The organism is Chitinophaga lutea (assembly GCF_003813775.1).
GTDB classification, from domain to species: Bacteria; Bacteroidota; Bacteroidia; order Chitinophagales; family Chitinophagaceae; genus Chitinophaga; species Chitinophaga lutea.
The window spans coordinates 2,808,714-2,822,242 of record NZ_RPDH01000001.1; the positions used below are offsets into that span (position 1 = coordinate 2,808,714).

General features: G+C 54.8%; 9 protein-coding genes. 3 read left to right on the forward strand and 6 right to left on the reverse strand.

Going from position 1 to position 13,529, the window contains the following annotated elements; translation table 11 throughout:
- Positions 1 to 26 precede the first annotated feature (26 nt).
- From EGT74_RS11420 to EGT74_RS11430, 3 genes are read left to right on the forward strand one after another with little or no spacing between them, the layout of a single operon-like run.
- Positions 27 to 1,421, forward strand: a complete 1,395-nt coding sequence (locus EGT74_RS11420; RefSeq protein ID WP_123846628.1) for a TolC family protein — start codon at positions 27 to 29, stop codon at positions 1,419 to 1,421.
- A gap of 12 nt (positions 1,422 to 1,433) precedes the next feature.
- The gene (locus EGT74_RS11425) at positions 1,434 to 4,679 is read left to right on the forward strand and encodes an efflux RND transporter permease subunit (protein ID WP_123846629.1); all 3,246 of its coding nucleotides are present in this window, start codon (positions 1,434 to 1,436) and stop codon (positions 4,677 to 4,679) included.
- Complete coding sequence (locus EGT74_RS11430; RefSeq protein ID WP_123846630.1) at positions 4,660 to 5,769, forward strand: efflux RND transporter periplasmic adaptor subunit; 1,110 nt, start codon at positions 4,660 to 4,662, stop codon at positions 5,767 to 5,769. Before EGT74_RS11425 ends, EGT74_RS11430 begins: the two co-directional genes overlap by 20 nt.
- A 146-nt stretch (positions 5,770 to 5,915) precedes the next feature.
- Here EGT74_RS11430 and EGT74_RS11435 read toward each other — a convergent pair whose 3' ends face one another.
- The 6 genes from EGT74_RS11435 to EGT74_RS11465 form a co-directional block, all read right to left on the reverse strand.
- A complete protein-coding gene (locus EGT74_RS11435; protein WP_317126709.1) occupies positions 5,916 to 6,314 on the reverse strand; it encodes a response regulator in 399 nt (132 codons plus the stop codon).
- Positions 6,315 to 6,495: 181 nt separating this feature from the next.
- The gene (locus tag EGT74_RS11440) at positions 6,496 to 7,266 is read right to left on the reverse strand and encodes an endonuclease III domain-containing protein (RefSeq protein ID WP_123846632.1); all 771 of its coding nucleotides are present in this window, start codon (positions 7,264 to 7,266) and stop codon (positions 6,496 to 6,498) included.
- 102 nt (positions 7,267 to 7,368) lie between these two features.
- On the reverse strand, positions 7,369 to 7,734 hold the full coding sequence (locus EGT74_RS11445) for a hypothetical protein (protein ID WP_123846633.1): 366 nt from the start codon (positions 7,732 to 7,734) through the stop codon (positions 7,369 to 7,371).
- A gap of 273 nt (positions 7,735 to 8,007) precedes the next feature.
- The gene (locus tag EGT74_RS11455; protein WP_123846635.1) at positions 8,008 to 8,436 is read right to left on the reverse strand and encodes a hypothetical protein; all 429 of its coding nucleotides are present in this window, start codon (positions 8,434 to 8,436) and stop codon (positions 8,008 to 8,010) included.
- A gap of 149 nt (positions 8,437 to 8,585) precedes the next feature.
- Positions 8,586 to 10,025, reverse strand: coding sequence for a RagB/SusD family nutrient uptake outer membrane protein (locus EGT74_RS11460; protein ID WP_158618093.1), 1,440 nt, complete (start codon positions 10,023 to 10,025; stop codon positions 8,586 to 8,588).
- Positions 10,026 to 10,079: 54 nt separating this feature from the next.
- The gene (locus EGT74_RS11465; RefSeq protein WP_123846637.1) at positions 10,080 to 13,190 is read right to left on the reverse strand and encodes a SusC/RagA family TonB-linked outer membrane protein; all 3,111 of its coding nucleotides are present in this window, start codon (positions 13,188 to 13,190) and stop codon (positions 10,080 to 10,082) included.
- Between the last annotated feature and the right edge of the window lie 339 nt (positions 13,191 to 13,529).

Here is a 13,529-nt window from a genome sequence, read left to right on the forward strand (position 1 = left end):
CTAAATAACCGCTCATTTAATCCAAGATGACAAGACGCTATCCTGTTCATCTGCTTCTGCTGGTGATGTGTTTGAGTGCCGCTGCCGCCCAGGGGCAGGTACTGACGATGAAAGATGCCATACAAACAGCGCTGAACAATTACGGAACGATCAAGGCGAAAGCCAACTATGCGAATGCTTCGAAAGCCACGGCGGAACAAGCGCGGCGCGACTACCTGCCCAACCTGAGTATTTCCGCTCAACAGGACTATGGTACGGTGAACGGCCAGAACGGCCCGTTATATGGTTTCGGTGGTTTGGGCGTGGCCTCTTCCGGCCTGCCTTTGCCCGACCAGAACTGGAATGCGGCGTTCGGGGCGCTTTACCTGGCCAATATCAACTGGGAATTTTTTGCCTTCGGCCGTGCCAAAGAAAAAGTCAAAACCGCACAATCCGCCGCCTATCGCGATGAGCGTGACCGCGAGCAGGAGAGTTTCCGCCACGAAATAAAAGTGGCCGCCACCTATCTCAACCTGCTGGCCGCCCAGCGCCTTACCCGCAGCTGGGAGCGCAACCTCGAGCGTGCGGATACGTTCAGGGCCGTGGTGAAACGCCGCGCCTCCAACGGGTTGATCGCCGGCGTGGATTCCTCGCTTGCCAACGCCGAAGTAGCCAGCGCCCGCATCGCGCTGACCCGCTCGGCCGACCTGGAACAGGAACAAAGCAACCAGCTGGCCCAGCTCATGGGTGTGGCGCCGTCGGCCTTCGTGCTGGATACCGCCTTCCTGACGAGGCTGCCCGCCGTGATGACAGACACGGTAACGCTCAATACGGACGCGCATCCCGTGCTCCGGTTTTACCGCAGCCGGATAGACCTCAGCCACGAACAGGAGAAATATATCAGAACGCTCAACTTCCCCGCTTTCTCGTTTTTCAGCGTGCTGCAAACGAGAGCATCGGGCTTCAGTTCGGCTTACGCCACAGACCAGACGGCCTTTACACATAATTACTGGGACGGTGTGAAACCCACGCGCAGCAACTACCTGCTGGGCATCGGCGTTACGTGGAACCTCACTTCGCCCCTGCGCGTAAAACAACAATCGGCCGCGCAACAGTTCACATCCAAAGCGCTGCAAAACGAAATGGAAGTGGTGGACCAGCAACTCAAAGCACAGCTGGTGCTGGCCGACGTGAAAATCAAAAACGCGCTCAGCAACTACCAGGAAGCCGGCATCCAGCTGCGCTCCGCTTCGCAGGCATACCTGCAGAAAACGGTGATGTACCAGAACGGGCTCAGCACGCTGGTGGATGTTACGCAGGCGCTTTATTCCCTCAACCGCGCGGAAACGGAGCGGGATGTGGCCTATAGCAACGTATGGCAGGCCCTGCTGCTGAAAGCCGCCGCCGCCGGCAACTTTGGGTTATTTATCAACGAATTCTAATTATACAACATAATGGGACTTATCAGAAGCGCACTGGAAAAACCGATCACGGTACTCGTACTCGTGGCGGGCCTGTTTTTCTTCGGGATCAAAGCCGTGCGGGACGTAAAGGTGGATATCTTCCCGAAGCTGGATATGCCGGTGCTCTACATCGCGCATCCCTTCGGCGGTTATACACCTAACCAGATGGAAGCGTTTTTTGCGAAAAACTATGTGAACATTTTATTGTTCGTGAACGGTGTGAAGTCCATCGAAACAAAAAACGTACAGGGCCTCACTTTGATGAAGCTGACCTTTTACCCCGGCACCAACATGTCGCAGGCCGCCGCGGAAGTAAGCGCGTTTTCGAACAGGGCGCAGGCGATTTTTCCGCCCGGTTCGCAGCCGCCGTTCATCATCCGTTTCGACGCGTCCACGTTGCCGGTGGGCGAGCTGGTGCTCAGCAGCGCCAAACGGTCCAATAACGAACTGATGGACATGGCCAACGTGTACGTGCGTTCTTCGTTCACGTCCATTCCCGGTCTCGTGGCGCCGCCGCCGTTCGGGGGGAACATCCGCACCGTGGTGATCAAAGCCGACCCCGAAGCGCTGCGCGCGCACCAGATGACGCCCGACCAGCTGGTGGAGGCCCTTCGCCTCAATAACCAGGTAGCCCCCGCGGGCAACGTGCGCATCGGCGATAAAAACTATCTCACCCCTGTCAACACAACGGTCCAGAACATCAAGGACTTCGAAAATATCCCGCTGTTCAAAGGCGGCGTGCAAACGCTTTATCTGCGTGATGTAGCCACAGTTGAGGATGGCGCCGATATCGCCGCCGGTTATGCCCTGGTGGACGGTAAACGTTCCGTATACCTCAACGTGGCTAAGTCCGCCGATGCCTCCACCTGGGAGGTGGTGCAGAACCTGAAGAAGGCCATTCCGCGCCTGCAGGCGCAGCTGCCGGAAGACGTAACGCTGTCGTACGAATTCGACCAGAGCACCTACGTGATGAACGCCGTTAAAAGCCTCATCAGTGAAGGGATCATCGGCGCCGTGCTGACGGGCCTGATGGTGGTGCTCTTCCTCGGTGACCTCCGCGGCGCGCTCATCGTGATCCTCACCATCCCGGTGTCGATCATTTCCGGGGTGATGTTCCTCAGCCTCTTCGGCCAGACCATCAATATCATGACGCTGAGCGGCCTTGCGCTGGCCATCGGGATATTGGTGGACGAGAGCACGGTGACGATCGAAAACATACACCAGCACCTCGATATGGGCAAACCCAAGGCGCTGGCGATATGGGACGCGTGTAAGGAGATCGCGTTCCCCAAACTGCTGATCCTTTTCTGTATCCTCGCCGTGTTCGCCCCCGCGTTCACGATGAAGGGCATCCCCGGCTCGCTGTTCCTGCCGCTGGCTTTGGCGATCGGTTTCTCGATGATCACGTCTTACTTCCTGTCGCAGACTTTTGTACCGGTGATGGCCAACTGGATCATGAAGAGCCACCGCAAAAAAGATATCGTACCCGCTGCGGAAGGAGAGCACGATACCTGGGATCAGAAAAAGCAGCTGGTGGAGAGAAGCGACAGCAACCTCGACGGCAAGGTGAGCCGTTTCGAAAAGTTCAGGGCCCGTTTCATGCGCTGGATCAACCGTCTCATGCCGTACCGCGCACCGGTGGTGATAGCTTACCTGGTCGTGATCAGCGGGCTGGCGGTATTGCTGCTGATGAACATCGGCCGCGACGTACTGCCGAAAACCAACGGTGGCCAGTTCCAGCTGCGGCTGCGGGCGCCCGAAGGCACGCGGATGGAACGCACGGAAGAGAAAACGCTGGTGGCGCTGCGCAGTATAGAAGAAGCGGTGGGCAAAGAAAACATCGCCATTTCATCGGCCTACGTAGGCCAGCACCCCGCGCTGTTTTCCGTGAGCCCCATCTACCTGTTCATGCCCGGCCCGCACGAAGCCGTGCTGCAGGTGAGCCTCAGCAAAGATTTTCACGCAGACCTGGATGAGCTGAAAGAAAAGATACGCACCATCATCAAACAAAACGCGCCGGACCTGCAGCTGTCCTTCGAGCCGATCGAACTGACGGACAAAATCCTCAGCCAGGGCTCTCCCACGCCGGTGGAAGTGCGCATCAGCGGAAGGAATAAAAAGCTGAACGAAGAATATGCCGCCAGACTCATCGGCAAACTGAAAGAAGTGGACTACCTGCGCGATGTACAGCTGCAGCAGTCCACCAAATACCCGGCCATCAAAATCGATATCGACAGAACACGCCTCGCCCAGTTGGGTGTAGACATGACCGACGTAACGCGCTCGCTGATCGCCTCCACATCCTCTTCCCGCCTGACGGAGAAAAACGTGTGGGTGGATGAAAAGGCGAACCTCATGTACAGCGTGCAGGTGCAGATACCGGAAAACAAAATGAACAACATGCACGAGATCGGGGAGATACCGTTGCAGAAAAACGCGGCGCGCCCGCTGCTCAGCGACGTGGCCACCATTACGCCGGATACGACGTACGGAGAAAACGACAACATCGGCGCCATCCCCATGATTTCCGTGACGGCGAACGTGAACAACAAAGACCTCGGCACCGCCACCAAAGACGTGGAAGCGGCGATTGCATCGCTGGGAGAACTGCCCCGCGGTTTGGTCATGGAACCCATCGGTATGTCCATCACGCTCAATGAAACGCTAGACAGTCTGCAGTCCGGCCTGCTGGTGGCGATCGTGGTGATATTCCTGATGCTGGCCGCCAACTTCCAGAGTTTCCGTGTGTCGTTCGTGGTGCTCACCACGGTGCCTGCGGTAATACTCGGTTCGCTGCTGCTGCTGACCATTACCGGGTCTACGCTTAACCTGCAATCTTACATGGGCATCATCATGTCGGTGGGCGTATCCATTTCCAATGCGGTGCTGCTGATCACCAATGCCGAGCATTTGCGGCGCCATAACGGCGATGCGCTGGCCTCCGCGAAGGAAGCCGCCGCGCTGCGCCTCCGCCCGATCCTGATGACGAGCCTCGCGATGGTGGCCGGTATGATACCTATGGCCATCGGGCACGGCGAGGGCGGCGACCAGGTGTCGCCCCTGGGCCGCGCGGTGATCGGCGGGCTGGTGGCTTCCACTTTTGCCGCGCTGGTGATATTGCCGCTCGTGTTTGCCTGGGTGCAGAAAAATGCGTCCACCGCATCCGTGTCACTCAATCCTGAAAACAAAGAAAGTAAACATTATATACCCTCCTTGTATGATCACAACAACCAATAAAACGCTTTACCTGGCACTGCTTGCTGCCGCAGTGCTGGCGGGTTGCGGCGTTTCGCAAAGTAAACCGGACAACAACAAAACGGCGGCGGCTCCTCCTGCCGGGGTGCCGGCCTTTGCGCTGAAAAAAGATATTTTCTCCGCTTCCCTCAGGATGCCGGGAGAACTGATCGCTTTTCAGCAGGTGGATCTGTACGCCAAAGTGAACAGTTTCGTGCAGAAGTTATATGTGGACGTAGGCTCCGCCGTAACGGCCGGCCAGGTGCTGGCCACCCTCGAAGCGCCCGAGCTCGGCTCGCAGCTGGCCGGCGCCGAATCTCGGCTGCGCAGCCAGGAGGCGGTTTACCTGGCCAGCAAAGCCAACTACGACCGGTTGTATCAAACCAGCCAGACGCCGGGCACCGTTTCCCAGAACGACCTCGACCTGGCACTGGCTAAACAGAAATCCGATTTCGCACAGCAGGAAGCCGCCCGCGCCGCCTACCGTGAAATTTCTGATAACCGCAACTACCTGCAGATCCGCGCTCCGTTCAGCGGCGTGATCAGCGCGCGCAATGTCAGCGCCGGCGCCTATGTAGGTCCTTCCGGCAGAGGTTCCGAGTTCCCCCTGTTCACACTGCAGGAACAAAAGAAACTGCGCCTCGTGCTGGCGGTGCCGGAAGCATACACCGCTTATCTTAAAAATAAAAGCGAGGTCACTTTTTCGGTTAAATCATTACCCGGCGAGGAATTCAAGGCCAACATCAACCGCCTCTCCGGCGCGCTCGACAGCCGCCTGCGGTCCCAGCGCATCGAAATGGACGTGATCAATAACGACAAAAAACTGCTGCCCGGCATGGTGGCGGAGGTCAGCATTCCGCTGAATACCGCCGACAGTGTGTTTATCGTTCCGGTGAGCGCCGTAGCCAACTCTACCGAAAAGATTTTTGTGATACGGGTCAATAACCAGAAAGCTGAGTGGGTGGAAGTAAGGAAAGGAAGAGAAGCGGACGGTAAAGTGGAAATATCCGGCAATTTAACAACGGGAGATATGCTTATGGAAAAGGCCAATGACGAGATCAGGAATGGCTCAGCCGTAACAATTAAAAAGTAGGACGAATCAATAGTGAGGATCAGAAAAGGGAGCAACGCGGTGATAGGCGTTGTTCCCTTAATTTTTTATGCACCGGCCTCAGGGTATGATGCGATTGCTGGGAGGGCAAGCGCAGGCAACAGTTTCATGGTACAGGCGCTACTTTTTTAATTGAAATAACGGCGGAGGATTTCTTTCAGGGAGGCAAGGCTGTATTGTTTGACGATATAGTCCGTGGCGCCCAGCTCTTTGGTTTCCCGGATGTCGCGCGGGTCTGAAGAGGTGGAGTAGATCACTACCGGTACCTCCGCCAGCCGGGGAATGCTGCGCAGCGCGGCGAGGCAATCCTTTCCGCTCATGCGTGGCATATTCAGATCTAAAAAAATGTGACCGGGAACAAAACTTTCGTTTCTGCGCAACAGCTGAAGGCCTTCCATACCATTGTCGACGGTAAGGCATACGATGTGCTCATTTATATCCTGCAACGCGAGTTTGAATATCTCCTGATCATCTTTGTCGTCATCAATCAATAAACAATTGAGATTTGGTATCATTTGGGTCCCCATAAATTTTACTGCCACCAAAGGTAATCAAAAGATGATGAGTTTCCCCCATGCGGGGGCGTACACGCCGCTACTTTTCGGGCGGCCGGAATTCACCGGTGACGGTAATCCCGGAAAATATACCGGGGAAGCTGCCGCCATCATGAAAATCCGGCCCGCGGCAGTTTGAATCGATGGCCCGGGCTTACGATTTGCTTTTCTTCGGCGCTTTGAGTTTGACGCCTTCCGCCTTCGGTTCCTTCGGTTTAGCGCTTTTCGCTTTCGGTGCGGATTTAGCGCCTGCGGGCCTGGTTTCCTGCTGTTTTACGGTTTCCAGCGCCCCTCCCTGGGATTTCGTGCTCTGATAATATTCGCATACCGGGTTCATGAGGCATTCGCCGCATTTGGGCGTGGGCCGGCAGATTTCCCTGCCGAGAAACGACATGGCCATCCCGGCGTCCCACTCCGAAGGAGGCAGCGCCGCCATCAGCTGTTTTTCAATTTTAACCGGATCGGTGGCGGTGACGATGCCCAGCCGCGGGGCCACGCGCACCACGTGGAGATCCACAATGATGCCTTCCGGCGCCACGCCGGATTCGCGCATGATCACATTGGCCGATTTCCGGCCGATGCCGGGCAGTTCGGTCAGGGTAGCCTGGGTGAGTGGGATGTTGCTGTCTTTTTTGATTGTCTGCGCTATTTCCACCAGCCATTTGGCCTTGTTGCCGAAGTTGCGGATTTTATTGATATAGGGAAACAGGTCTTCGGGGGTGGCTTTCGAGAGCGCCTGCATATTCGGGAAGGCCTCGAACAGGGCCGGGCCCAGTTTGTTGATATTCCTGTCGGAGTCCTGCGCCGACAAAACGACGCCGACTACCAGCTGGTAGGTGTTCCCATAATCGAGCGGGTGTTTTTGCCCCTTGTATTTTTTGATCAGGGGTTTGATCGCTTCCGGCCAGTTGACTGCTTTGCCCATAACGTGCATTTAGGCAATAAATCTACGGATAATCCGGGAAAACAAAAGCCCTAAGCCATGAGGCTTAAGGCTGTCCGGCGGCCGGGTTAAAACCGGTTTGTTTTATTGTTCGCAGGGGATCAGGGTGTCCCAGTACATATAGTCTTCGCCGTCGTCGGGCAAATCCACTTCAAGCTGTAATTCATCGCCGGGTTGCAGGTCGATCCAGATGGGGGAGGTATTGCCCAGGTAATACCGCGGGCTGCCCCAGGAGTTTTCGACCACATACCATTTGAAGGTGGCGCCGGTTTCGACGTCGCGCACCTCGTAACGCTGGCCCTCGCAGGCCTGGAAATCGAAATTGCTGGCTATCCATGCCGCGCCCCAGTCCCGCATGTTCGTTTTTCCCGGCGCGGTGCGGCGGGAGGGGATGGCAGACAGACATACCGTCATTAAAAGAGAAAGGCAGAGAAACAATGTGATTTTCATAAATGGAATTTTAAGAATGATGCAAATAGCCGCCGGGTATCCTAATGTACAACAAGGCGCCGGGAGATGGTGATACGGTTGTGGCCGATTATGAGCGGATATTCACCTGCTTCGGGCCGGTGTATAAAAAAACGCCGCGTGCAGGTGGCATGCGGCGCTATGATGAGTTTGGACAGCAGGAACCGGCAGTGCTGGTTTTGCGGGCAGCCCTACATTATCGGCGGGCCACTTTCAGGGAAGTTGCTCCGGCAATGTTTTATGCTTTGTGAAGCGCTATTGTTTTTTCATCCGGAGGAACTCATACACGTCGTCGCCACGCCAGCCGCTGAATATGACGGAATCGCCCTCGAAAGAGAATTTGAAATTATGGGAATAAAGGGCGGAAACGGGACTGAACTGCTCCATGAAAATACTGTCGGAACCCCGTGTCCTGTAAGTACCGGGGATGTCGGGATTGAAGGTGATGCTTTGCTGGGGTGTGCCAGTGGGCGTAATGCGGAATTCGCTGCCCGAAAACCTAACCTGTACATTCACGCTGGATAATGTGCCGGTGCTGTTTTTTTCTTTGTAATAAACGCCAAGGTAAGTGCCGTTAAACACGCCGGGAGCAGGGGTGTTTTTGTTTTTCTTACAGGCAAGGCAAAACGGCATCACCAGTACGAGGATGACCAGGTTCGCGGTGGATAAAAGGGGACGGAACATCAGATGGGGATTTTGGTTAAAAATGAAACGGTTTCGGGGCTTACAATGTTACACCACCTGGTATTTAATGCCGCCGGGAAACACAAAGGCCGCCCCGGCAAGATGAGGCGGCCTTTTGTTTTTTCCTGTCGGCAGGAATCGTTATGCAATTAGTTCGCGTAACCGGGATTCTGTTCCATCAGTTTGTTGGCCTGGATCTCCACGTTCGGAATCGGCAACAGGAAGCGGTAGTTACCGGCGGGCAGTGTTACGGCGGCGGTAGACGGCGCTTCGGCGGCTAAACGCTCAACCGGCAGGCCTTTCCTTTTGAGATCCCAGAAACGGTGGCCTTCGAAAGCAAGCTCTTTAAACCGCTCCAGCATGATAGCGTCGATGGCGGCCTGTTTGGAAGCCAGCGTTACGTTGACGTAGTTCCTGATACGTGCGGCCCGGAGCGCGTTCAGGTCGCTTTCGGCGGAGTTGGCGCCGGTAAACCTGTTTTGCTCGGCCCTGGCCTCAGCGCGGATAAGGTACATTTCACCGGTCCTGAAAACTTTGGCATTGTTTACGTTTTCATTAGCGGTACCGTAGTCAGTTCCCGCATATTTCGCGACGATTTTAGAGGGGCGGCCTTTGGTAGACAGCAGGGGCTCGTCTTTCAGATAAGCGGCAAACCGCACGTCGTTGACGGGATCGAAGGTGTTCCAGAGTTTATCGGTCGGCATCCAGGTTACGGTGCCGATGTTGGCAGCACTGGCGGATGTATTGCGCCAGAGGCTTCCGAGCCGGATGGCGGTGGTGCGCACCAGCTGGAATACCACTTCGTTGGTGTTTTTGTCTTTCCACAGGTCACCGAATTCGGCGATGGGCGACAGCGGTTTCTGGGTGATGTATTCCGTAGCGGCAGCTTCGGCACCGGCCCAGTCGTTTTTATACAGCAGGATGCGGGCCTGCAGCGCGGTGGCGGCTGCTTTGGTAGCGCGGTTGATGCCATCGCCGGCAAAGCTGGCGGGCAGCAGGTTTTTGGCTTCCGTTACGTCCCTGATCAGTTTGTCGAAGTAAGGGGCCATCTTGATCCTGGCCTCACCATCCAAAGAAGCGATCTCTTTGTAAGGCATTGCAAGGCCTTCAGCGCTGTACTTGTCGCAGTAATAGCGGAACACTTCCAGGTGAGCGAACGCCCTGAGGAACAGCGCTTCGCCTTTCACCCTGTTGCGCAGTGCAGTGTTGTCTGCCGGTTTCAGGGAATCTGCTTCCGGCACCGCCGCCAGCACCCTGTTGGCGCGGTCGATGATGCGGTAGTTGGGGCGCATGGCCGTGAAGTTGTCGCGGATGCCCACGTCTACGCTGCTATATTGCCACTCGTGCGTGGTGGCCGCATTGTAGAACTCCGATTTTTTTACCTCGTCTGAAAATGTTGCGTTCAGCAGGATGGGCATTTCCACACCCAGCGCACCATAGGCGCCGATTACAGCCTGTTCGCAGTTTGAAACGGTTTTCAGCGCATCCTGGCCCTGGATCATATCGGTTTCGGGGATGTCCAGCAACTTGCTGCAGGAGACAGACATCATTAAAACAGGCGCCAATAATATTGTTGAATATCTTTTCATCAGAAAATTCATTTTTAATAATTGTAATACACTTCAATCCTTCCTGTCAGGAAACTAGAAATTGATGTCAAGCCCAGCCACCATCATTCTCGGGTTCGGGAATTCGTTCAGGCTGATATTGTTGTCATCTTCCGGATCAGGACCGCGCCAGGGGCTCCAGATAGCGATGTTCTGGGCCTGCACATAAAATTTGGCGCCTCTGATCAGGCGTGTTCCGCCCACGTTCAGCTCGGGTATCTGGTAGCTCAGGTTCAGGTTCCTGAAGCGGAGGAACTTCGCGTCCTGCAGGTCGGTAGAGGTAAAGCCCCTGTCGTATTGCGGAGACTGGTACAGTTTGTTGTCGCCGGGTTTCTGCCACTGGTCTGTCAGCAGGCGTTTGGAACCGTTCACAGTAGCCTGGTAGCCGGCAGTGCCTCTTACGAGCCAGTTTTCGATGTTGTTGCTTCTTACTACGTCGAACTGGTAAGAGAACAGTGCGCTGAGCGCAAATCTTTTATACCGTACGTCGAGGTTGAAACCGCCAACATGTTTGGGCAGGAAGGTGCCGAAGTTGGCGAACTGCGGCGCAGCACCGGCTTCATATACTACTTTCCCGTCTGCTCCTTCAAACATCGGGCGCCCGGTCTGCGGGTCGGCGCCGAGGTAGTGAGGTGTATAGTGGCTGCCGTAAGGGAGGCCTTTTTTAATCAGGTAAGTACCGGACACATACTCGTCAACCAGACCGAGGTCCTCGATCATGTTTTTGTTGATGGCGTGATTAATGCCGATGGTTGCGGTCAGGTCGCTCGTTTTCACCACATCCACGGCCAGATCGAACTCAAAACCTTTGTTGGTCATGATACCGGCGTTGATGTCGAGGTTGTCGAAACCACTGAGGAACGTCAGCGGGTTTCTTACGAAGAGGTCCACTGTTTTATTCCGGTAGTAGTCTACAGACAATCTTGCCCTGTTGTTCCAGGCACCGAGGTCAACCCCGAAGTTCAGTTTTTTGATCCTCTCGAGTTTCAGGTCCTGGTAACCGGGTGTTTCGGGAACAATGCCGGTGATCGGCGAACCGTAGTAGGCGTTGGAAGTAGTCCAGCCCACCAGCTGGTTGCCCAGGTAGTTGGTAACGGAAATGAGGCTGCCGTTGATGGCGTAAGTTTTGGTAGCGATACTGCCGATGTTGGGGATGATGCCGTAAGAACCGCGCACATTCAGGTTGGTCAATACCTTCTGTGAATTCATGAAGTTCTCTTTGATCGCATTCCAGGTAACGCCGGCAGACCAGGTGGTGATGCTGCGGTTGTTTTTATTGATAATCCTGGAAGTGGCGTCGCGGCGTAAAGTACCGTTGATGGTGTATTTATCGTCCAGTGTGTAACGGGCGGTTCCGAAGTAGGACTGTATGCCGTAGCCGCCTTTGGCGCTGGAGCTGTTTTGCGGATAGGTAGTCTGACCTGTACCAACCGGCAATGTACCAACGCCCTGACCTGTTTCAGTGAGGCGGGGGTCAAGGTTCCACTGCTGGAAGCCGAGGCCTTTCTGGTGTTCCCGTACTGCTTCGTAATAAAGGGCGGCTTCCACATCGTGAATGCGGTTAAACACCTTGGAGTAGGTCAGACTGGTAGTGTTGATCAGCTGTGCCCTGATTTTGGTGGCTTCGGCGTTGTAACCGGAACCTGCCGTCTGCACGGTGCCAACATAGGAATCGGCCTTGATGTTACGGATATACCGGTCGTCAGCCATGTCTATACCAAAACGGTTGGCGAGCACGAAGTTCGGATGGAGCTGATATGCGAGCGAAAACCCGGAGTTGATTTTGATCTGATTTTGCCGCATGATGGTGTTTTCCATCCCTTCGATTACGTTGGCGATCGCGCGGAGCCCGAGGCCGGTGCTGGCCCCGAAATTAAGCGAGCCATCGGCTTTATAGGGATTCTCGTAAGGTTTGGCCCTCCAGCTCATCTGGAAAGAGTTACGGGCGGAGTTACCCAGGAAAACGCCCTCAGAAAGGTTGGTGATGGAATAACCTGCCGCCATGTTGAACTGAACGGTGAGTTTATTATACACATGGTCCAGGTTGAAACGTGCTGTATAACGTTTCAGGCTGGACGTAAGGTCCGTCCCCTCCTGGTCGAAGTAACCGGCGGAAAGGTAAAATTTCGTCTTGTCGGTACCACCGCTGAAATTCAATTCATGCGTCTGCGAGATACCAGTTCTGAAAAGGATATCCCTGAAGTCGGTGTTGATACGGCTAACGCTGTCCAATAACCGGTCGCGGCGTGCTCTTTCTTCTGCGGTGGCTGCAGCATAGCTGGGATTCTTCTTGGAATAAGCCCAGCCTGGAGTGGTGCTCATGCTGAGCCCTGCGAGCCCCAGTCTTTCTTCATACTCCAGTGCTTCAGCCGTGTTCATCAGGTCGAAGTTGGTTGCACCGAGTTTCTCGGTGATGCCCAGTTGCGTGCGGTAGGTCAGGCTGCCGACACCGGATTTACCTCTTTTGGTGGTGATCACAATCACGCCCAGACCGCCACGCGCGCCATACAAAGCAGCTGCAGCAGCGTCTTTAAGTACGGTGAGCGATTCGAAGTCGTTCGGGTTGATCGTTTGCATATCGCTGGCGGCCAGTGGTACGCCATCCACGATAAAGAGCGGTTGGACGAAAGCACCCGCGATCGACTGAACACCACGGATGGTCAGGTTGGCGCTGGCGCCAGGCTGGCCGCTACCGGAGCTTACCTGCAAGCCAGGTGCACGGCCCTGCAATGACTGGTCGAATGCCCCAACGGGTACGGTTTCCACTACTCTGGAGTCGAGACGCGTTACGCCACCCGCATATTGAGATTTTTTAATCCTGGAATAACCGGTGATGATTACCTCGGTAAGGCTTTTATCACTCAGTTTCAATACGGCATTAATTGAACTCTGGCTCCCAATCGCAATTTCGATGGTTTCCATGCCGACGGAAGAAAATACAAGGGATTTGGCAGAAGCGGGCACCCCCAGTGAATAAGTGCCATCCGCACCTGCCACGGTGCCGGTGGTAGTGCCTTTTACCTGAACGGTGGCACCCGGGATCGGGTCGCCGGAGTCATCAGTTACTTTGCCCTTGATGGTCCTCTGAGCAAAGAGCGCCCCTGTTGTCAACAGCAATAGCACTACACTGAATAGAAATTTCCTCATGTGAAGCGATTTAGATTTTAGTAATAGAAATAAATGGTCGACCACCCGATGGCATGATCAGGCAATGGACATAGATGAAACACTCGACGACATTGCCGCAGTTGAAACAAAACCTTTAAAGCTGTGAGAACCCGCGATTGTATTTTCAGGCGGTTATAGACAGGTTAGCGGGAGAAGGCTTTCTTCACAAGCAGTTCTTCGATTTAGATTTGTTTACGTTACTGTACAGGAATGACGTCACAATAATAGGAATTTAAGGTTTTCTTAACATAACACGAAAGTGTTAAAAACAAACCCGTAGGTGAAATGGGGAAAAGTAGCGGATGTGATGTCCGGAGA